General features: G+C 42.8%; 25 protein-coding genes. 17 read left to right on the top strand and 8 right to left on the bottom strand.

Features of this window, described 5'->3' with window-relative positions; translation table 11 throughout:
* Positions 1-12 precede the first annotated feature (12 nt).
* Both upp and tyrS read left to right on the top strand, forming a co-directional pair.
* Positions 13-642 (top strand): uracil phosphoribosyltransferase, encoded by a 630-nt coding sequence (gene upp / locus V1225_RS03370; RefSeq protein WP_161908585.1) that lies wholly within the window; start codon positions 13-15, stop codon positions 640-642.
* A 56-nt stretch (positions 643-698) separates the two neighbouring features.
* Complete coding sequence (gene tyrS / locus V1225_RS03375; protein ID WP_338547570.1) at positions 699-2027, top strand: tyrosine--tRNA ligase; 1329 nt, start codon at positions 699-701, stop codon at positions 2025-2027.
* Positions 2028-2143: 116 nt separating this feature from the next.
* On the opposite strand, the gene V1225_RS03380 is transcribed toward tyrS, so the two are convergent.
* A complete protein-coding gene (locus tag V1225_RS03380; RefSeq protein WP_338547571.1) occupies positions 2144-2380 on the bottom strand; it encodes a helix-turn-helix transcriptional regulator in 237 nt (78 codons plus the stop codon).
* A gap of 222 nt (positions 2381-2602) precedes the next feature.
* Here V1225_RS03380 and V1225_RS03385 point away from each other — a divergent pair, with 222 nt between their 5' ends.
* The 7 genes from V1225_RS03385 (at position 2603) to V1225_RS03410 (ending at position 9232) form a co-directional block, all read left to right on the top strand.
* The gene (locus V1225_RS03385) at positions 2603-2854 is read left to right on the top strand and encodes a hypothetical protein (protein ID WP_251630822.1); all 252 of its coding nucleotides are present in this window, start codon (positions 2603-2605) and stop codon (positions 2852-2854) included.
* Positions 2855-2949: 95 nt separating this feature from the next.
* Positions 2950-3276, top strand: coding sequence for a CRISPR system precrRNA processing endoribonuclease RAMP protein Cas6 (gene cas6, locus V1225_RS14725; RefSeq protein ID WP_161908582.1), 327 nt, complete (start codon positions 2950-2952; stop codon positions 3274-3276).
* Entirely contained in the window at positions 3242-4417 is a 1176-nt protein-coding gene (locus V1225_RS03390; RefSeq protein ID WP_251630823.1) for a DUF2130 domain-containing protein, read from the top strand. The genes cas6 and V1225_RS03390 overlap by 35 nt, the downstream gene beginning before the upstream one ends.
* A 156-nt stretch (positions 4418-4573) precedes the next feature.
* Positions 4574-5440, top strand: coding sequence for an Rpn family recombination-promoting nuclease/putative transposase (locus V1225_RS03395; protein WP_161908581.1), 867 nt, complete (start codon positions 4574-4576; stop codon positions 5438-5440).
* Positions 5441-6144: 704 nt separating this feature from the next.
* Entirely contained in the window at positions 6145-8526 is a 2382-nt protein-coding gene (locus V1225_RS03400; protein ID WP_251630826.1) for a cation-translocating P-type ATPase, read from the top strand.
* A 55-nt stretch (positions 8527-8581) separates the two neighbouring features.
* On the top strand, positions 8582-8788 hold the full coding sequence (locus V1225_RS03405; protein WP_251614884.1) for a PAS domain-containing protein: 207 nt from the start codon (positions 8582-8584) through the stop codon (positions 8786-8788).
* A 180-nt stretch (positions 8789-8968) separates the two neighbouring features.
* The gene (locus V1225_RS03410; RefSeq protein ID WP_285813829.1) at positions 8969-9232 is read left to right on the top strand and encodes a TnpV protein; all 264 of its coding nucleotides are present in this window, start codon (positions 8969-8971) and stop codon (positions 9230-9232) included.
* Positions 9233-9492: 260 nt separating this feature from the next.
* On the opposite strand, the gene V1225_RS03415 is transcribed toward V1225_RS03410, so the two are convergent.
* The 3 genes from V1225_RS03415 to V1225_RS03425 form a co-directional block, all read right to left on the bottom strand.
* Positions 9493-9867: a DUF3795 domain-containing protein gene (locus V1225_RS03415; protein WP_160201697.1), complete on the bottom strand. Its 375-nt coding sequence runs from the start codon at positions 9865-9867 to the stop codon at positions 9493-9495.
* 221 nt (positions 9868-10088) lie between these two features.
* Entirely contained in the window at positions 10089-10469 is a 381-nt protein-coding gene (locus V1225_RS03420; RefSeq protein ID WP_160201083.1) for a TnpV protein, read from the bottom strand.
* A 738-nt stretch (positions 10470-11207) separates the two neighbouring features.
* Positions 11208-11693: a helix-turn-helix transcriptional regulator gene (locus tag V1225_RS03425; protein WP_338547572.1), complete on the bottom strand. Its 486-nt coding sequence runs from the start codon at positions 11691-11693 to the stop codon at positions 11208-11210.
* Between the two features lie 282 nt (positions 11694-11975).
* Here V1225_RS03425 and V1225_RS03430 point away from each other — a divergent pair, with 282 nt between their 5' ends.
* A complete protein-coding gene (locus tag V1225_RS03430; protein WP_338547573.1) occupies positions 11976-12296 on the top strand; it encodes an LPS biosynthesis protein in 321 nt (106 codons plus the stop codon).
* A gap of 253 nt (positions 12297-12549) precedes the next feature.
* On the opposite strand, the gene V1225_RS03435 is transcribed toward V1225_RS03430, so the two are convergent.
* The gene (locus V1225_RS03435) at positions 12550-13260 is read right to left on the bottom strand and encodes a queuosine precursor transporter (protein WP_161908575.1); all 711 of its coding nucleotides are present in this window, start codon (positions 13258-13260) and stop codon (positions 12550-12552) included.
* Complete coding sequence (locus V1225_RS03440; RefSeq protein WP_338547574.1) at positions 13253-13966, bottom strand: radical SAM protein; 714 nt, start codon at positions 13964-13966, stop codon at positions 13253-13255. Before V1225_RS03440 ends, V1225_RS03435 begins: the two co-directional genes overlap by 8 nt.
* Before the next feature lie 240 nt (positions 13967-14206).
* Between V1225_RS03440 and cysK the strand changes: the two genes are divergently transcribed.
* Entirely contained in the window at positions 14207-15133 is a 927-nt protein-coding gene (gene cysK, locus V1225_RS03445) for a cysteine synthase A (protein WP_160201158.1), read from the top strand.
* A 251-nt stretch (positions 15134-15384) separates the two neighbouring features.
* On the opposite strand, the gene V1225_RS03450 is transcribed toward cysK, so the two are convergent.
* Positions 15385-16182 carry a hypothetical protein gene (locus V1225_RS03450; RefSeq protein WP_338547575.1) on the bottom strand — a complete coding sequence of 266 codons (798 nt, stop codon included), beginning with the start codon at positions 16180-16182 and terminating at the stop codon, positions 15385-15387.
* Between the two features lie 692 nt (positions 16183-16874).
* Here V1225_RS03450 and rplM point away from each other — a divergent pair.
* Together rplM and rpsI are read left to right on the top strand one after the other, a co-directional pair.
* Positions 16875-17303, top strand: a complete 429-nt coding sequence (gene rplM / locus V1225_RS03455) for a 50S ribosomal protein L13 (RefSeq protein ID WP_160201169.1) — start codon at positions 16875-16877, stop codon at positions 17301-17303.
* 19 nt (positions 17304-17322) lie between these two features.
* A complete protein-coding gene (gene rpsI, locus V1225_RS03460) occupies positions 17323-17718 on the top strand; it encodes a 30S ribosomal protein S9 (protein ID WP_160201160.1) in 396 nt (131 codons plus the stop codon).
* A 73-nt stretch (positions 17719-17791) separates the two neighbouring features.
* Here rpsI and V1225_RS03465 read toward each other — a convergent pair whose 3' ends face one another.
* Positions 17792-18355 carry a peptidoglycan recognition family protein gene (locus V1225_RS03465; RefSeq protein WP_160201161.1) on the bottom strand — a complete coding sequence of 188 codons (564 nt, stop codon included), beginning with the start codon at positions 18353-18355 and terminating at the stop codon, positions 17792-17794.
* Positions 18356-18543: 188 nt separating this feature from the next.
* Between V1225_RS03465 and V1225_RS03470 the strand changes: the two genes are divergently transcribed.
* The 4 genes from V1225_RS03470 to V1225_RS03485 all read left to right on the top strand — a co-directional run bounded on the left by V1225_RS03470 (position 18544) and on the right by V1225_RS03485 (position 21048).
* Positions 18544-18837 carry an antibiotic biosynthesis monooxygenase gene (locus tag V1225_RS03470; RefSeq protein ID WP_160201162.1) on the top strand — a complete coding sequence of 98 codons (294 nt, stop codon included), beginning with the start codon at positions 18544-18546 and terminating at the stop codon, positions 18835-18837.
* Between the two features lie 302 nt (positions 18838-19139).
* Positions 19140-20045: a precorrin-6B methylase gene (locus V1225_RS03475; protein ID WP_161908573.1), complete on the top strand. Its 906-nt coding sequence runs from the start codon at positions 19140-19142 to the stop codon at positions 20043-20045.
* A gap of 2 nt (positions 20046-20047) precedes the next feature.
* On the top strand, positions 20048-20284 hold the full coding sequence (locus tag V1225_RS03480; protein WP_338547576.1) for a hypothetical protein: 237 nt from the start codon (positions 20048-20050) through the stop codon (positions 20282-20284).
* Complete coding sequence (locus V1225_RS03485) at positions 20281-21048, top strand: 4Fe-4S binding protein (protein ID WP_251614869.1); 768 nt, start codon at positions 20281-20283, stop codon at positions 21046-21048. The genes V1225_RS03480 and V1225_RS03485 overlap by 4 nt, the downstream gene beginning before the upstream one ends.
* Positions 21049-21119 lie beyond the last annotated feature (71 nt).

The following is a 21119-nucleotide window of genomic DNA, read 5'->3' on the forward strand; positions in this document are numbered from 1 at the left end:
AGAGGTAAGAGAATGAGCAAAGTATACATTTTTGATCACCCATTGATTCAGCACAAGGTTGCGCTGATGAGAAAGACAGATACCAGCACCAAAGATTTCAGAGAATTGGCAAAGGAAATCGCCATGCTGATGGGTTTTGAGGCGACCAGAAATTTGCCGCTAAAAGAAGTAGAAATAGAAACACCGCTTTGCAGCACTAAGGTAAATATGCTGGAAGGGGAAGATATTGCTATCGTACCGATCCTTCGCGCAGGTCTTGGCTTTGTAGACGGTATGCTGGCACTTGTTCCAAATGCGAAAGTTGGACATGTGGGTCTTTATCGTGATCCTGATACCCATGAGCCGGTGGAATACTATTGCAAGTTGCCGACAGACATCGATAAAAGGCAGATTTTTGTCGTAGACCCTATGCTGGCAACTGGTGGAAGTGCGTCAGCAGCCATTGATTTTATCAAGCAGAGAGGCGGGAAGAATATCACATTCATGTGTTTGATCGCAGCACCGGAGGGCATTGAGGTACTGCAAAAGGCACATCCGGATGTGGATATCTACATCGCAGCGAAAGACGAGAGATTGAACGAACACGCTTACATTATTCCGGGGCTGGGAGATGCAGGCGACAGACTGTTCGGCACAAAGTAAAGGGCGATTATTAATGAAATTCCAGGGCAAAATTCTAAGAAGAGAGGATATTTACCATGAAAAATTTTATTCCTGATTCCGTAAGCAAGTTTGATAATGTTTACGATGTACTGAAAGAAAGAGGCTTCATTGAGCAGGTAACCGATGAAGAGGCAGTTAGAGAGTTACTGGGCAAAGAAAAGATCAAATTCTATATCGGTTTTGACCCGACTGCAGACTGTCTGCATATCGGACACTTTATGCAGGTTATCATTTTGATGTACATGCAGAAATATGGACATACACCGGTTGTACTGCTGGGCGGCGGGACTGGTATGGTAGGCGACCCGTCGGGCAGACAGGACATGCGTCAGATGATGACTGTAAATACTATTGATGATAACTGCGCAGCTTTTAAAAAGCTGTTTGATCAGTTCCTTGATTTTGACGATGAATGGAAATACGAGGGCAACAACGGTGTATATGCGCCGGGTCATCAGAACAGAGAACCGCTCCCGGGCAAAGCAATCAGCATTAACAATGCAGACTGGCTGAGACCGCTCAACTATGTTGAGTTCGTAAGAGAAGTAGGAACACACTTTAATGTGAATAATATGCTGCGAGCAGACTGTTATAAGCAGAGAATCGGCGACGGTTTGACTTTCTTTGAACTGAACTACATGCTCATGCAGGCTTATGACTTTACCGTTATGGCAAGAGACTTCGGGCTGAAAATGCAGTTCGGCGGCAACGACCAGTGGTCAAACATTCTGGCAGGTAAGGACTTGTCCAGAAAATGGTGCGGTGTTGATGTAGAAGGTATGGTATTTGCACTGCTGACTAACAGTGAGGGTAAGAAAATGGGCAAAACCCAGAAAGGTGCGCTGTGGCTGTCACCGGAGAGAACTTCCCCATATGAGTTCTATCAGTACTGGAGAAATGTCGGCGATGCTGATGTGAACAAGTGTCTGCGTTTCCTGACCTTCCTGCCGATGGAAGAGGTCAATAGACTATCCTCCCTGGAGGGCGCTGAAATCAATAAGGCGAAGGAAGTGCTGGCATACGAAGTAACGAAGCTGGTACACGGTGAAGAGGAAGCCAGAAAAGCCCAGGAAGGCGCTAGAGCTGCCTTTGGAGGCGGCGGTGATGCTGCTAACATCCCGACCACAGAAATGGCGGCATCTGAGTTTGATGGTGACGGAAAGGGTCTGGTATCCCTGATTAAAGAACTGGGACTTGTGCCGAGCAATGGTGAAGGCTTCAGAACCATCGAACAGGGCGGACTTTCCGTAAACGGTGAAAAAGTAACCAATCCGAAGATGAACGTAACGGCTGATCTGTTTAAGGACGGCGAACTGCTGATTCAGAAGGGTAAGAAGAAATTCCATAAGGTTGTAATTAAATAAATAGAGGATGATGTGCGGGAGCCGGCTGCAATTAACGGGTGTTTATCGTTAAAGCAGCCGGCTCTTTGTGCTTCATAGGTGCTGCTGCTTAAGATGGATGGAAAAGTATGGATGGCTTAGTTTGCGGCCTTTTTGACAGCTTCTTCGATTTCTGCTACCAACGCGCTGGGCGAAACTTTTAACGCTTCCGCTATGCGAAAGAATGTTTCTAATGTAGGTTTTCTGACACCGCGTTCAATAGCAGAAAGGTGCGTGCGACCGATATCGGTAAAACCACTGACGACTTCCTGTGATAATTGCTTTTCTTCACGAACTCTTTGGATGGTTTTCCCGACAATAATTGGATCTAGCATATGTATGATTCCTCCTTTACCAAAGAGTTTACATAATTTGGGCGATGGATATGAATACATATGTTGTTGTTCGGGGACAAACGTGGTATATTTTAAGTATGAAGAATTGTAAAAAAGGACAAATATAGGAGACTCGTTTACATGCTGTCAAAACTTGAAATTTCGTTTAAAAGAACGAACGACTTGAACTTTAATATGGGATCCATTTTTCAGAGCATCTTAATGGAACAAGTAAAGCCTGACTATGCAGAGAAGCTGCACTGTCAAGGAATTAAACCTTATGCGCAGCACTGCATTGCGGAAAGAGATTCTTTCAAATGGACAGTTGCAGCGATTAGTGAAGAAGCAGACCGAGAAATTTTGCAGCCACTTTTGAGTGATAATAAAGATGAAATATATCTGCGCTATAAAGACTTGAATTTAAAGATTATCGAGAAGAGATATTCGTCGAAGTCCTATAACCAGCTGATGTAGGAAACCTATTTTTCTGTATGTAAGCCATATATTAACCTTGCATTTCGTACTCCAACAGCATTTAAAGAAATGGAAGATACCAATTCTTTCCGACAGTGCAGAATATTTTCTACAGCTTGATTCAGAAATATGATGCAGTATCAGGAGAACCTCCAATTTTTTCTGAAAAAATAATGGAGGATATATCAAAATATGTAGAGATTAGTCGTTATGACTTGAGGAGTACACGAGTTCATTTAGAAGGAGCAAAAATACCTTCTTTTTTTGGAACGTTATCCATGCATAGTTATGGACCGCTGCTTTTTAGAAATTTGTTACATATGCTGGTTTCTTTTGGTGAGTATTCTGGAATAGGGATTAAGGCCGCTATGGGGATATGCGCAAATTGTGCAGCAGGTGAGGGATTCAGAATTCAATGCTGAACTGCATCGCAGGGAAAGAGAATTGTCGGAGAAGAGCGAGACGGAGAAGAGTCTTGCCATCAGTGAGGCTATTCAGAAAAAAGAAAAAGAAAGCGATCAGGCTTTAAATGAGATGAATAACCGATTAGCAGAAAAGGAACAGCTGATTTCTGCATTGAAGGCGCAGATTTCTGGCGCAGAGACGGAAAAGAAACTTGCAGTGGCTGAGGCCTTGCAGGAGAAAGAAAAGGAACTGTCTGAAAAGGTAAATCAGATTACCGTGCTGGAAGGAAAGCTTTCCAATGTAGAAAACGAAAGCGAGCTGAAAGAAAAGAATTTAAAGGAACAGTACGAGTTTAAACTGAAGGAAAAAGAAGAACAGATTGAGTACTATAAAGATTTCAAAGCGCGCCAATCAACCAAAATGATTGGAGAAAGCCTGGAACAGCACTGCTTAACGCAGTTTAATTCCATCAGAATGACAGCGTTTCCAAATGCTTACTTTGAAAAGGATAACGATGCGAAATCCGGAAGCAAGGGAGACTTTATCTTTAGGGAAGCTGATGAGGACAGCATCGAATATATTTCGATTATGTTTGAGATGAAAAATGAGGCTGATGAAACTGCAACGAAGCACAAGAATGAAGATTTTTTCAAAGAATTGGACAAGGACCGCAGGGAGAAACATTGTGAATATGCAGTGCTTGTGTCAATGCTGGAAAGTGATAGCGATCTTTATAATCAGGGCATTGTGGACGTTTCTTATCGCTATCCCAAAATGTATGTCATCAGACCGCAGTATTTTATTCCGATGATTACTTTGCTTCGAAATGCAGCAAGGAACTCTTTGCAATATCAGAAAGAACTGGCAATCGTTCGGAATCAGCAAGTCGATATCATGAATTTTGAAGAAAATATGAACGCTTTTAAAGAAGGCTTTTCCAGAAATTACAGACTTGCCAGCGACAAATTCCAGACGGCAATTGAGGAGATTGACAAGTCAATCGACCATCTGGAAAAAATAAAGAAAGCATTAACCTCATCAGAAAGAAATCTCCGCCTGGCAAACGATAAAGCGGAGGATTTGACGATTAAGAAACTGACGAAAAACGCACCGGCGGTGAAAGCTATGTTTGATCAGATAGGAAAGGATAGCGAATAACAGTGTTTTGAAGGAGACTGTGAAAAAAATCGTGTGCGGATAATTTTCTAGAAGTTGCCCTTAATAGGGACTTGTTTTTGTGGGTGCATGATATATACTGAATCTGTATTTACTGGGAATAAATTACAAAAATCACGAAAATGAAAGGAAGGTATCGTGCAATCGGAAATCAGGACAAATCAAACAAAACGGATTCAGTATCCCTTCAGTAACAGACTGGTATTCGCCATCATCATGCAGCAGGAGACCCTGTGCAAAGAACTGCTTCGGCGCATTTTCTCGAACAAAGAAATCTTACAAATCAAATTTCAGGAGGAGACGGAAGCGGAAACCAGCGATAATGGCGTGCAGGTGGAGAAGACGATTCTCAACGGGATTTCTGCCAAGAGCATTCGGCTGGATGTGCTTTTCAGCCATGAAATCGGATGGGCGGACATAGAACTGCAGGTGCAGAGAGAAAAACATCTGCCGAAGAGAAGCAGGTATTACCATGCCAGCACGGATTTACATATTTTACCGGCAGGGGAGAATTACGAAAGGTTAAAGTCGGTCTATGTCATTTTTATCTGTTTCTTTGACTTTTTCGGACTGGGAGAACCCGTGTATGAATTCGAGATGTATAATGTGAAAACCAGCTTGCCATTAGGAGATGAATCGTATACACTGATATTAAACATCATGTATGAAGAAGAGAAAGTGCCAAAGCAGCTGAAAACACTATACGCGTATTTGAAAAGCGGTGAGGCAGACGAGAAAGACACTTTCATCCAGAAAATACATGGAGAAGTTGCGGAGCTAAATCAGAGAGAGGAGCTGAAGCAAGTCATGACTTTGGAAGAAGAATATCGCATGGAGAAGCAGAGAAGCCTGGAAGAGGGTATTGAGATTGGACTGCAGGAAGGACGCCGGGAAAAGGAAGAAATGCAGAAATCCATTGCCTTAAAATTGAAAGAAAGCGGCATGGAGATTCAGCAGATTGTCGAAATGACGGATTTGTCCGTGGAAGAAATTGAAAAACTATAAATGGAAAATTAAACTATAGAGAACCGTGCGGCGGAGATTTTCGCAGTGCGGCTCTTTTTGCTTTTAGGAGTCGTATAAAATTTTACCAGGTAATTCAATAGCTTGAGTGACAGTATGGACGGCAACTTCAGCATCGATTTCAGACCGAGGAACCGAAATGTGAATTTTATGTTTTGAAATAATCATTACATTATATATAGATATAATGAAAATCATACATTGAATTTCGCGCGCGGCGAGGGCATGACTACTGTGTCTCAGAGCACAGACTGGGTGATGTGCATATAATTTAAATTTTTCTTCAAAATATGTACGTTTTCATGGAAAGCTGTGCATATTTTTAAAGAAATCGGCGAAAATACGTAAAATTTATATCACGTAGAACGATTTTCTAGACTAAGTTCGATGTTTTTGTGCATATTTTAATGATTTTTTGCGAACTTACGTACGGAGGTGTGCATATTTTGGGGATTTTTTTAGAATTTCTGCACTGATGGTTTTGTGGAGCTTATAAATCGAAAGGATTGCGCGGCGGCAGCAGACAGCGTGAGCCGTCAAGAGTAGCTGTGAGGATCTGTTTGGCGTTGCGGTTTCGCGATTGTCTTGGATTTTCAGCTGGCGTTTGAAGTTTTTGTGAAGGTTATTTTCTCCTGCGCCTTTTTGTGTTACAATAAAATGTATGTAAAAAAGGAGAGCAAGAAGACATGTTGGGATTAACAGCAAGAGAAGCAGAAGAGAGAGCGGCGCAGGGGCTTTCCAACGAGCAGGTGGACTCCTCGACGCGAACAGTAGAAGAAATTATAAAGAGCAACGTATTCACTTATTTTAACTTGATTTTTACGGTACTTGCGGTGCTTTTGATTGTAGTAGGTTCTTTTAAGGACTTGACTTTTATGCTTGTGGTATTTGCTAATACAGCAATCGGTATTGCCCAGGAAATCAAATCGAAGAAAACTTTGGACAACCTGAAACTCTTGAAAATGCCAAAGGCTCATGTTTTTCGAGATGGAAAGGAAGTCGAGCGACCGGTGGAGGAACTGGTGCTGGACGATGTGATTGTTCTTCGGGCGGGAAGCCAGATACCGGCGGATGCCATAGTGGTTGACGGCAGCGTACAGGTCAACGAGGCGCTGATTACCGGTGAGTCTGATGAGATTACTAAGACGGTGGATTCTCAGCTTTTGTCCGGCAGCTTTGTGGTATCCGGCACTTGTGCAGCGAAACTGACGGCGGTAGGCAGGAATTCTTACATTTCTAAGTTGACCATTGAAGCGACCAAGGACAAGCATGGCGAGCAGTCGGAGATGATTAAATCGCTGGATAAATTGGTCAAGGTGGTCGGTATTATTATCATTCCGGTAGGACTGATTCTTCTGACACAGCAGTACTTCATTTTAGAAGATGGATTTAGACATAGCGTGACCTCTATGGTTGCAGCGATTTTGGGTATGATTCCGGAAGGGCTTTACATGACGGCGAGCATTGCCATGGTGGTCAGTGCAATGCGTCTTGCAAAGCAGGAGGTGCTGGTTCAGAATATGCGATGCATCGAGACCTTGGCGAGGGTCAACGTGCTTTGCGTGGACAAAACCGGCACGATTACAGAAAACGAGATGAAAGTCGCGCAGATGCAGCGGATTTATGATGGGCTGACAGACGATGAACTGTCCCGCTTAATCGGTGATTTGGCATTTGCCCAGAATCCGGACAATATCACCATGGCGGCGATGCAGGCGTACTTTACAGAAAGGTCGGGAAGAGCCACCCTCAGCGTGTGCGGTTTTTCTTCGAAATATAAATATTGCGGCGCAAGCTACGAGGATGGTAATTTTGTGCTGGGCGCGCCGGAGTTTGTGCTGCGGGAAGCCTTTTCTCAGTATGAAGAAGAAATTACAAAAGTCAGTGAACAGGGATACCGCGTGCTGGCCTTTGCCCGGACAGAAGACGTGCCTGACGGACAGCCTCTAAGCGGGAAGGTCCGGCTTCTGGGGCTTGTCTATCTGACTAATCCGATTCGCAAATCAGCGAAAGAAACTTTTCGGTATTTTGCTGAAAATGGTGTAGGTGTAAAGGTTATCTCCGGGGATAATCCGGTGACAGTTTCCAACGTTGCCCTTGAAGCTGGCATAGAAAATGCTGACAGATACATTGATGCAAGACAGCTTGTGACAGAGCGAGCCGTTTATGAAGCGGTAGAGCGGTATACTGTGTTTGGCAGAGTGACGCCGGAACAGAAGCGCATGTTTGTGAAGGCGCTGAAAAAGCAGGGCAAGATTGTGGGCATGACAGGAGACGGGGTCAATGATATTCTGGCTCTTCGGGATGCGGACTGCTCCATCGCCATGGCGTCAGGAAGCGAGGCAGCGTCCAATGCGGCGCAGCTGGTGCTGATGGACTCCGATTTTTCAAAGATGCCGTCGGTGGTGGCGGAAGGCCGCAGAGTCGTAAACAACATCGAGAAGACAGCGAGCCTGTTTTTGACAAAGAATATTTTTTCGTTGCTGCTGGCGCTCTTTTCCATCGTCAACGTGCTGTCATACCCGCTGACGCCGTCACAGCTTACCCTGATTACCATGTTTACCATCGGCGCGCCGTCCTTTGTGCTGTCGCTGGAGCCGAATCACGATAAAATTACGGGAACCTTCTTCGGAAAGGTCTTTAAAATGGCAACCCCTGCAGGGCTTACTACTTTTGTCAGCGTCAGCTCTCTGGTCATATTTGGAAAAGTCTTTGACGTTGATCCAGATTGTATTTCTACAGCCTGCACGATTTTAGTTGGACTGGTTGGCTTTATGATTCTGGGAAAAGTGGCAAAACCGACTAATAGCTTCCATGTAGGGCTGATTGCAGTCATGCTATTGGGCATGGCGTATTGCTTCTTTTTCCAGAAGAGCTTCTTTGGCATCAATCAGATTTCCACGCAGGCTATGATGCTTCTGGTGGTATTCCTCATTGCTACGGAAGGGCTGTTCCGCTATGTGTACAAGTTTACCAGCCTGTGCGGACGGATTCTCGATCGCGGCGGAAAAAGCCGCAAGACAAAGGAAAAGAAGCACAGAAAAAAGATAAAAATCAGCTGGCAGTAACCATTACCGGACACGGCAGGATGTGGATCACATGTAGTATAGGAGCAAATGAAAAGTGAAAGCTGAAATAAGGAATGTAGGAAAGACTTTTTTTGAGAATCTATATGATGGCGTACTGATGGTCGATGCAGAGTATGCGGTTCAGTACATCAATCCCGCTTACACCCGGATTACAGGGATTACGGCGGAAGACATTGTCGGAAAGCCGCTGAAAGATATCTGCCCCCGGCGCACGTCTTTTGGAAGTAGTCAATTCAGGTAAACCCATCGTTGGAGCGCTTAGAAGCGAACAGGGAATAGACTACACGGTAAATATGTCACCGCTCATAGAAAATCAAAAAATTGTAGGCGGTATTTCTATCGTCAGCAATATTGAAGACGTGAGGACGTTGTCTAATACGATAAATAAATACGAAACAAAATTCGGCGACTGGAGAATCGGATGCGGTCTATCCATCGGACTAAATATACGCTGGACAATATCATGGCGCAGGATCCGTTGTCAAAGAAGTTGAAAGAGGATATTAGAAGGCAGGCGCAGGAATGCTTTGAACGGCTCATAGAGGGCATGAAGCAGGCACAGGGTATTACGGAACAGCTAAAGGCGGATAAGCCACTTGAGTGGGTGCAGAAAATGAACAATATCCGAAATACAGTGGAGGAAGTTATCAATGCGGAATTGATTTACGCATTGAGTTGGCGGTAATGCAAAATAAGGGACAAAGTAGCAACCCTACCTTGTCCCTCTTAGTTTTTTATAGGCAAAAGCTTAAACAGGGTCGTTACAATTTGATAACGGTACAACCATTACGGATTTTACCGTCCTCGCCCATGATTTCATTTTTGGTGCGTACTCGTTTGCCTGTCTCGTCAAAAAATACACTTCGTGCGGCAATCTTGATTTCGGGTAGCAGTGTCCTTTCACTGAAAATCAGATGTCAGAGGATTTGATATATAAACTGGGAGTTATCTCACTCCCGTCAAGATAAAATTCATTAACTGCTCTACATCATCAAAATCATCATAATCTCCGTTTATGCCATTTCGATGATACACAACTCCATTTTTCTCATTTCTCTCTAAACAGTCCAAAAGTTTTTCTTCTCCATATTTTTTAGCAAATAAAGTAAATGTGTAGGGTTTGATTTTGCCTAATAATCCTTTCTTGCAATTTTCTTCGCACTTATAACAATGTGTCAGTCCTTTTGCAATCGAACATTTTTTATTCTCACAAACATCATTATCTGGACAACCGTTTGAGCCACATCCATTACAATCAGCATTTTCTGTGCATAAGCAACACGCAAGACCACATCTGGCAATTCCTAATTCTCGTTTCATAAGACACCTCCGCAACTTCTAATTTGTTCCTGTATAAAAAGTATATCACGAAGGCGTGAAGATTTCTATACTGTTGTTCATTTGCATAAGCAGTAGCGTGTCAATGTAACGCTATTGCCTAATGAGAAGCCTTGTTTTGTTACTATCTGCAAGCCCAAAATACAGTAGGGGAAGTATTATCCTCCACCCACTGTATTTTAAGGCAATAAGCGTTACGCTCATTAGTTATAAATCAGTTCGCTATATACAATTTCTCTCGCCCTCGCTTGTATTTCATTCATTCTTCCAATCCACAATATCATGCTTTCTGCTTTTAGTTGTTCAGTCACGCCCTCCTTGTCAGCCATTTGTTCGACCAATCGAAACATCATCTTCGTTGCTTGTTCGTCAATATCAGCAAGATAACAGTTCAATTTTCCGCTTGTGAGAAGCGTGGTGTAAACTGCCCGTTTATGTTCCTGCAAATAGTGTTTGTGTCGTTGCCCCCATAAGCCGATAGGCTTGTGTCCTTTTTCGGCTGGTAAAGTAAGGCAAGGAATATAATAATCTCCTTGCAGTTCATACCAAAGACCGTTGCTTTCATCATAAATATACTTATCCATTAAAAAGTCCTCCGTTATAATATATTCGCACATATATCACAGTTCTCCGATTACCACACTCTGTTATAACTTGTTATGAGATTTTCTTGCCCTTGATTTTGCCCTTATGATTGTGCAGAACAAGGGTAACATGGTGTGAAATCATATAAAGAAATAAGGTGTGATGATTGCGATAAATCCTTTGTTTTCAAGGCTTTCGGAGGATTTTATTAAAACCCTATGAGGTGTGATAAACACCTGTAAAATTATGAGTTTCTAATTACGATTTATCAGTTTGTACTAGGGAGAATTATACCATACCCGATTACGAGAAACAATCCTCGCGCTATGTCCGTTCCGACTATCCAGACCGTCAAGGAGCGAGTAGTATTTTTCCACAAAGTGCGCGAAAAAATCTCCACCCTTAAACCCCTGACCGTCTGGAATTTTGCCGTTGCCATTGCGCCGCTGAAAACGGGGAACAGGATTTAACAATCTTGCCCCGTTTCACGCCGCACTAGCAAGGGCCTGCGTCAATAACGCAAAAAAGCATTTGACAAAACGCTTCATGACATGCTATGTATGAATTGACCTTGTTTTGTAGGAGCAGATAGAATACTGCTAAACTTTAAAACAAGCTTGAAGAGTATCTGTTAAGTCTTTCGGGCGTAGCAACTCTCCCCCCCACCATACACCGTTTTTTATTTGGTGGGCGTTTGCTTTAAAATCTTATGAAATGAAACAGAAGCGATAAATATATCAATTAGTTACTTCTTTCAATTTAATTTCTACTTTGTAATATTTTAAAAAATATGGTACAAACAAAAGAGCCCCTATTGTCAAAACCAACCAACCAATATATGTTCCTTGATTTTCAGGATAAAAATAATTTATAGCTAAATGAACTGGACATAGAATAATTGTAATCACTCCCCATAATATTTCCAATTTTCTTTTCATCTTGTTTGCTTGCGCTTTTTGTTTCTGTAATTCCACCAAATTTTGTTCTGCCTTTTTTTGATAATTTTCCACTATAATCCTTTCTCCTGATAACAATTCATTTACATTTATGCCAAGAATGTCACATAGATCCATCATTATCGCTACATCTGGACAGCTTTTTCCTGTTTCCCATTTTGAAACCGCCCTATTACTAATGTTAAGCTTTTCTGCCAGCTGTAGCAGAGTAAGATTTTTTTCTTTACGACATTCAGCAATAAATTTTCCAATTTTTTCTTGATTCATTTCTTACCTCCTAGTTTTATCATACATAATAAGCATTTTTTTTGGAAGGAACTATTGGTTGATTCTCTAATTCAGCCATCAGTTGACTACTAGTACATCGAATAATGAATGCCGGCTATTAATAGCTACTTGCAACTTTACTTTTATATTGGCGGTGGACTTTATGTTCCTTCGTTTCACACATCGGGATATGACTTCACTGACAGTATCATGGAAAATGCTGTGGAAATGTTTAAAAGTCTCATTGAAGAATAACGCTGGCTTGAGAGAGGAGGACGAAAGATGCAGATCGATTATAATGAAATCGAGATGGCAGCGATGGAAGCATATAAACGCGGAGATGAAAAGAAATCCGTTCGGCTGGGGATTGAATTTTCAAAACAGCTGCGGGAGGCTATCGCCCGTGGGGAAGATCATTGTTCTTGCGCCAGACCGTGCAGAATGCATGGAAACTGTGTTGAATGTGTAGCAGCGCATCGAGCGAACAGAGACCACCTTCCGGTTTGTTTCCGCGATATGATGAATGAAAGATTATATGGTCTTTCGGAATTGACAGAGCAGACTATTGCAGAAAAAATAGAGGCAGAATCTCAAGGTGTGTGAATCAAAGAAAAAACGGCGAGGTAATTCCCGCCATTTTCTCTTTGGATTAGGACTTTATTATAATTTATTATAGGTATTTGCGAATGATATAAAATATATAATCCACATCAAATTTGTGGCTTACGATGTAAATATCATACCGTTTTTTGCGGATTTGTCAAGGGGTTTGGGAATATTTTTTTGTCCATAATGCAAATGCACGATTTATAATAATATATTACATGTAATCTATGCACATGAGTCAGGGCTGCGTTTATGACAGCTCTGAAATTTGATTTTTATTTTTTAGTTTGCGAGCCAGATACACTGCAGGGGTGTCCAGAACGCTGGTGAAAATGAAGATGACGTAGCTGGACATGCAGATGTGGATCAGTGTAGAAAAACTGTGGACTCCTACAAAAGCACCGAAGGTAAATAGTACGGTATTCATAAGCTGAGACAGCAAGGTGGAGCCGTTATTGCGGATCCAAAGTCCTTTCTGGCTGTCACCGAGTACTTTTTCCGTGCGTTTCCAAATCAGATGGTAAGCGCAGACATCAAACATCTGTACGATACCATAGACTGCGATGCTGACCAGCATAAGCCGCGGTGTGTTGGAAAATACCGACTGAATGGAAGGCATTGCCCAGTCGTTTGCATTTGGCGTGTATAAGAACCAGGACTGGGAAATCAGAATGAAAGCTATGCTGACACAAATGCCGATTTTTACAGCAGTGTTTGCGTATTTTCTGCCTTCTGTTTCACTTAAAATGTCAGTGACCAGGAAAGTAGAGGCAAACAGGATATTGCCCAAAGTCTGTTCCATGCCGAAAGCATCTACCAGAATCAGCGCTTCAATATTAGCTGCGATAGTGGCGACCACAGTCCACATATAAAGACCGGTCTTACCGAAAAATTTATAAAAAAGAACAACTGCTGCATAAATGCAGACTAGACTCACGATTAAAACTAATTCATTACTCATTAGATTTACCTCCTACTCCGAAATCTGTATTATTCATTAAAATATCTACCCGCTCATTATGCAGGTATTTTGGCATGATGGTGTTTTTAAAAAGCCCGATAACGCGGGGATCAGGCCGCACCGGGGTAGAGTTTTCTACCATAATATTGACACAAACCCGCTCAAAGTATGCCAGCCCTGTTTCGATGTCGGATCTCATAGAATCCGCCGTTTGTCCTGGAATACCGAAGAGCAGACAGCATTCGTTGAAGTCCTCAGCGATTTTCTCAGGGTCTGTTTCGTCGATGCCCTTTAATAGATAGGATTCTCTAAAGAGAGAATCAAAGGTTTCCACTCCGATTTTAAATTTTAGAAGAATGCCGGCAGCAGCAAATTCTTCCCGGAGGTGGCTGATACAACTTCTGTCTGTCCAGTGACATTCAAAGTGAACCTGCTTGATGTTTTTCGTCTTGCAGACTGTTTTAATCTGTGCCATGGTAGCCTTGTCCAAATCACAGATGCTGCCGGAATTGATTACCTCCAGCTTGTGGTAAAGCCCTGTAATTTTGCCAAGCACTTCCCGGTTTAGATTGAAGTTTGCGGTTTCGTCTTTGGAAAAATCCAGATGATAATCGCAGAATCTGCATCTGCGCCATTTACATCCGCTGCCGCGCAGGAGGACGATCTCCCGCGGATTCTTGTCAGAAATGATGGAATAACGTTCCATTTTTTGTCCTTTCCCGGAACAAAAAATGCGCCTACAGAATCTGCAGGCACATTAAAATAATAATCAAAAATAATGTTGACTTTAGTTCCGTAGTTTTGTTTATAGACAGGATGGTCACGAACTGTCTTATTTTATTTTCGTAAGTACTATAGCACAAATTAGCGGCGTTGTCAAAGAAAAGTGACAAATTAAAATCTTTATGATATACTGAGTAAATAGTTTTTAAGTAGGAGTTAAACGATGATATATAAAAATGTGTTAGACGCCATGGGTGAAACACCGATGATTCAGCTGAATAAAATGGTTAGTCCTGAAAGTGCGAGGGTGCTTGTAAAATTTGAGGGGCTTAACGTAGGCGGTTCTGTAAAGACGAGAACTGCTTACAATATGATTACAAAGGCGGAGGAAGACGGAATTTTGCGGCCGGATTCTGTGATTGTTGAACCGACCAGCGGGAATCAGGGAATTGGGCTTGCCCTTGTAGGCGCAGTAAAAGGCTATGAGACTGTTATTATCATGCCGGATTCTGTCAGTCAGGAACGTCGTTTCCTTGTGGAGCATTACGGCGCAAAGGTGCTGCTGGTACATGACGAGGGCAATATTGGCGACTGTATCGAAGAGTGTGTACAGATGGCGAACCGCATGGCTGCCGAGAATCCGAAAGTTTTTGTACCGCAGCAGTTTGAAAATGAAGCAAATCCAATGGTGCATCGTCACCATACCGGGCTTGAGATTTTGGAACAGGTGGCAGGACCTATTGACGGATTTTGTTCTGGTATTGGCACCGGCGGAACCATTACAGGTATCGGAGAAACGCTGAAAGCTTTGAATCCGCAGATTGAAATCTGGGCAGTGGAGCCGCAGAATGCTGCGATTTTAGCAGGAGGTACGGTGGGAACACATATACAGATGGGAATTGGAGATGGTATTATCCCAAAGGTTTTGAATCAGCAGATTTACGATGATATCTATATCGTCAGCGATGAAGAGGCGCTGCAGACGGCCAAGGACTTGGCACGCAAGGAAGGGCTCATGTGCGGTATCTCCAGCGGTACCAATGTGGCAGCGGCGCTTAGGCTGGCAGAAAAACTGGGAAAAGGCAAGACCGTCGTAACGATATTGCCTGACACTGCAGAGAGGTATTTTTCTACGCCGCTGTTTGAGTAGGGAGATAGTAGAGCAGTATTCTTAACCTAAAATCCAAAAAAATGAATTTTGTGTATAACGAAATTACAAAAACTTAACCGAAATCCAGAGAAACATCAAGAAATGTATAAGTTTTATGATGAATGTCAACTGCCTCGCTTTCAAAATTGCAGAAATCCAGGGATTTCGGTTATTTTATCGTGTAAATTCCGATTCAGTCTAAACCTAGACGATGATATTTATACATTTTTTGCAAAAATTTTAGATTTAGGTTAAGCTTTTCTAAAGAGAGGGAGAAGTTGTCCTTTGATGATTCGATCAATAGCAGCAACATCCAGTGTGCCATCGGGGTTGTCCATTGTGACAATCAGATTCTTCGGCATTACAATATTGTTGTGATGATATGTAGTAATTTTATTGAAAAAGCTTTCCCTGTATCTTTCGTTGTGCAAAAGTCCTGCATGCTCCCAGAAAATGTCTTCATATAAAGGTGGTGTGATCTCAAAATCTGGTCTGTAGGTAATCCAGTGCCCGTCAGGTGTTTGCAGACGAACCTTTGGCTCATATCTAAAATCAATATTCGCAGCGTGCATTAGCTCTGCAATAATGACTTCGGATTTCGAACGCAAATATAAACCAAAAGAAGTCGAGTAGGTTAAGCCTTCCGGACGGTAACTCGGCTCTGCACCGTCATAATGTGGAGATTTGCTCTTGAGGTTAGAGGGGAGAATGAGGTCAGAATAGGCCTTCGGCAGACGCTTTTGAATAGAGAACGGATCGTAGGGACCATAACGCGTTAGAACTTTTTCCTGTATATGAAGATTTTGTTCAATCTGGCAGGTGGCCTCCTCTAAAAATCTTCGATACTTTAAGTCATAAATCAGGTCGGAATTTTTACTATGAATGTAATGTTGCTTTTTGGCAGAGTCAATCCAATAATAATAAAGTCTGCCGTTGATTGTTTTATAAGTGAGTTTACCCTGCGGCAATTTTTGAAGCGCTGTGTGATATTGATGTAGAAGTTTCTTTTGCAGTGCGATATCTTGCTGTGTTAATTCGATGTATCCCATGATAACCTCCCTTGGTGAATGTATTTTATAGGAATATTTTACAATAAATGTAAATAAAATGCAACTAAAAAATCGAATTACCAGGGCGGGCAGGGGCAAATAGTTATTATGACAGTTTAACGGGGAAGGGATTTAACCTAAAACGAGAAATTTTTAAAAAAGTGTATAAGAGAAGAGGGCAAATCTTAACCCAAAATAAGAAACCGCTTAAAAAATGTATAAAACTGTTGACGTTATTTAGGTAGCGACGCTTGAATTTCTATTCATATACAGTTTTCTCAGACTTCATGCAATATTTTTGTTAATTTATCTATCAGCTGGCATAAAATCCAAACAGATTGCCGATACAGAGGATGACTCTTATACACTTTTTGGAGAAAATCAAAATTTAGGTTAAGGTTCGTGTTAAAGATAAGGAACACCGCTCTGATTTGATTGCAGTTATAAAATTTCCCGCATTTGTTGAGGATTTCATGCAAAAAGATGTTGCAATCTCAAGGGTTTTGCTATATAATAGTCGTGCACTGTGCTTTCACAGGCGATTTGCATGCGTAGAACCGCCAGGGTTCGGCAGCGCTGCAAGCTAAAAGTTAGTTTTAGTCATGCCGAAACAAATTCCTTGTGGAATTTCAGTAGGCAGAACCGAAAACGATACCGGCGAAGGTATCTTAGTAGGTAGAAAGGAAGAGACAATGAAATCTTACATTGCAAAACCTGCAGAAGTAGAACGTAAATGGTACGTTGTTGATGCAGAAGGTAAGACTCTCGGCAGACTGGCATCTGAAGTTGCTTCTGTTCTGAGAGGAAAGAACAAGCCAATCTACACTCCGCACGTTGACTGCGGCGATTATGTAATCGTAATCAACGCTGAGAAAGTAGAAGTAACCGGCAAGAAGAGAAAAGAAAAGATTTACAAGAGACATACTGGATACCCAGGTGGTCTGAGAGAAATCACTTTCGAAAAGTTACAGGCAAAGAAACCAGAAGAAATCATTAAGCACGCAGTGAAAGGCATGCTTCCTGATGGAAAACTGGGCAGACAGATGTTTAAGAAGTTAAAAGTTTACGCAGGTCCTGAGCATGCACATGCTGCACAGAAGCCGGAAACTTTGGAAATCTAAGGAAAGGGAGGAATAGACAATGGCAAAATTACAATATCAGGGAACTGGTAGAAGAAAACATTCAGTTGCTAGAGTTAGATTAATCCCTGGAACTGGAAAAATCACTGTAAACAAGAAAGACTTAGAAGATTACTTCGGAATGGAAATCGTTAAGAGAGAAGTAAGAAGACCTTTTGAAGTTGCAGGCTGCGAAGGCAAATTCGATGTAATTGCTACAGTAGCAGGCGGCGGATTTACAGGTCAGGCTGGTGCGCTGAGACACGGTATCTCAAGAGCACTTTGCCAAGCTGACAAGGAAAGCTACAGAGCGCCTTTAAAAGCTGCTGGATTCTTAACAAGAGACCCAAGAATGAAGGAAAGAAAGAAGTACGGTCTGAAAAAGGCAAGAAGAGCTTCTCAGTTCTCCAAGCGTTAATCAGAAAAGGTATTTATACTTTCAGCAATCAAAAACAAACCCCATCTTCGGATGGGGTTTTGTGTTGCCGATTTTACATTGCAGACTTTACATCTCGGCGGAATCCGTCCATCGTGTAGTCTGTACCAAGTCCTTGCCAGAAATGCTCTGGATCTTCGTGGTCAGAGGCAGTGCCACGAAGATAACCTTCGTAGTGTGAAACGATGACGCCGTCTGCCAGCGGATCTAACCCGTATTTATGGCAAAGCCATGCGAAAAGTTCCACCGCAGTATCGTAAGTCAGCTTTGCACAGGCGAGCGCTTCTTCCCTGTTATCACAGGTAAACCCAAATTGACTGGTATAGGAAAGGGAGGCGGGTTCACACATTTCTACGCCGATGTGGGTGCTGTTGTAAGTGCCGCCGCAGTGCCAGGCACGGTGATTCCACGGCAGTGTCTGATAAATTTTTCCGTCTGTGCCGTCGATAAATGCGTGAACGCAGGCTTCCTGACAGTCGGGATTGTTCCACTTTTCCATAAAGTAAAAAGGCTGCTGATAGGCGCAGCCTACTGAGTGCAGCATGAGTCCTTTCACCTCAATGGTATCGCCTTCTAAAAAGCAGGCACTCTTTGTTAGATAAGATTCTATAATTTCCATGATAAATTCCTCCGGGGATTAATGTAGTTTCATTATATCCTATGGCAAGAAATTTTACAAAATGATATTTCTATGGTTGTATTTTTGCCATTACCATGTTATGGTCATACCTAAATATCATGTGGTTGCGAGGAAAATATAAATTATGCTATACTGTTATAAAAGTTCATGAAAGGAACGATGTAAAAATGACGAATTTCTATGTAACATACACACTAAAGGATAAAGCGGCGCGAGACGCTTTTTACGGGGAAGTGAAAACCTGCGGCGTGATAGAAAAATCGTTGGCGGAGGATGGGTGCATCAGGTATGCCTATTATTATCCGGCAGATTCGGAGAACCAGATTTTGCTGTGGGAACAGTGGGAGAGCAGGCAGGCACAGAAAAATCATACAAAGCAGCCGCATTTTAAGAAGCTGGGAGAGATTAAGGCAAAGTATCCAATGGAAACGGAAATTCTTATCGAAGATGTTCAGGTTTAACTTTACTATTTCGTAACGCAAAAGACATGGAAGCGATACGATTCCTTGACAAAATCATCACATTTCCTTGCTATACTAAACTTGTCAAAAGGAGATAGGGTTACACGAGATAATTTCTTTTTGAACGTTCTTTCTTAATTAGATATCGCAGTCAGAAGACTCCATCGGATGATGGAGTCTTTTGACATGTGGGGAAGAAATTGTTTTCAGCGGCGGAAAGTAAGCTGGGATTTCTTGAAACCCCACTGGATTCGTGATAAAATAAGAAAAAGAAGCCTGACAGACAGAAAGGACGGAAAGCTATGGAAAAACAACTTTTCACCAACGAAATTATTTTATCGTGGCTGCAGTATTTTGCAGACAATACACCGATTGACCTGGAACAGATTAAGATGATGGATATCACCAAGAGAAATAAGAATCTGATTCCGACAGTAGAGGCGCATAAGGCAGTGCTTGCTTTTATGGAAGCAGGAGACGCTGAAATTTTTTATCATATGTGGAATGCAGGGCTTGGTGACTGCGAGGTCTGGTACAACGAGGGTTCCGCGCCGGAAGGTCCGATTAAGCACGATAAAGTCAGCGATATGATTAACCGCGGCATTAACGCTTCTGCGGGTATGCTGGTGGTAAATCCGAGCTCTCGCAATACCTATAAGATGGGCATGGACAATTTGAATTTCCGCAAAGATTCCGGAAGAGGCGTGGGAAGCGAAGTTCGTTCCATTATTTTGAACAAGATGGAAATCGGAAGAGAAGATACGGTCTGTGTGATTGGAGGCGAAAGCCTTGCCATTGAGGCTGCTTTTATGGCAAATGAAGGTACTGTTATTGCAGTGGAATACAATCATCGCAATAGAGATGCCATGATGGATAATATGGCATATTTTGATTTGCGCAATATGAAAATCACAGATCATGTGGATGAAGAAACCTTTGAGAATTACCCGACTCCTTCGGTGGCATTTATGGTCGCTTCTGCCAGCATGGAGCAGGAAATCAAGTTTCTTCTCTCCATGAATCCACAGATGAATCTGGTAATCTATACTTTGGATTTGAGTGTGGCAGGGGCTATGAGAGGCATTTTGGAGGCTAACGGCATCAAGGAAGCAGAGGTGATTCAGGTGGCGGTGTCCAGACTGAACGCAAAGAACGCTTTTGAAGTGCAGCCCGCTCCATGGATTATCACGGGAAAAGCGGAAGCGTAATCATGAGCACTATATTAATCACCTGCAGCAATATGAGCGATCATGTGAGGGCAGCGCAGGAGAAAGAGGGAACGGACTATCCGGTCATTGAACTGGACAGCAAACTTCACGCAGAGCCGAGGGATATGCGTGCAAGGCTCTTTGAGACGCTGGAAAAACTGGTGGGCGGCAGATGGGACCATCAGTTTATCATAGCCGAAAAAGGCAGAGTTTTGCGAGAGGAAGATTTTTTAAGATGAAAAAGGTAACAGCGATTTATTTCAGCCCGACCCGGGGCACGAAGAAATATGTGGAAGCGGTGGCAAAGGCACTGGATCCGGATTTTACCGTGATTGACCTGACTAGTGCGAAGGCGCGCGCTGGCAAATACCACTTTGGCGCTGATGATTTGGTCATCTTTGGGGCGCCGGTGTATGCCGGAAGGCTTCCCCTTTATCCGGAAAAACTGTATGGGAACATTACAGGTGATGGAACGCCGGCGATTTTTACGGTGACCTACGGAAACAGAGAGTTTGATGATGCGCTTTTGGAAACCAAGGACATGTGCGAGGCGAACGGATTTGTAGGAATTGCAGCGGCCGCATGGCTTGCGGAACACACCTATTCTGCGAAACTGGCGGGAGGGCGTCCGAGTCAGGAGGATCTGGCGGAAGTGGAAGACTTTGCCGAAATGATTACCCAGGCAAGTTTGTTTGAGCCTTTGGATGTACCGGGAAACCGCCCGTATAGAGAAGGCAGCCGGCATCCGATGAACACTGTTGCTGCAGAGCGGTGCAGTGAGTGTGGTCTTTGTGCGCGTATATGTCCGGTAGGTGCTATTCATGATGGAGCAGGCTTTGAAGCGGACCAGTCCAAATGTATCGGCTGTCTTGCCTGTGTAAAGCGCTGCATGCGCAGCGCGCGGATTGTAGACGACCCGGGACTTGCAGCGATAAGACAAAAATTGGAACCGGCATTTGGCGGTGTACATAAGGAGAATCAGTATTTTCTGAATACAAAATAAAACAAATTTAATGCAACTTCTCTATTGCTTTTTATACAGAAAGGCATATAATTTAATATTAGCGATAGGAG

Source organism: Emergencia sp. JLR.KK010, from assembly GCF_037018265.1.
In the GTDB taxonomy this organism is placed as follows: Bacteria; Bacillota; Clostridia; order Peptostreptococcales; family Anaerovoracaceae; genus Senimuribacter; species Senimuribacter intestinalis.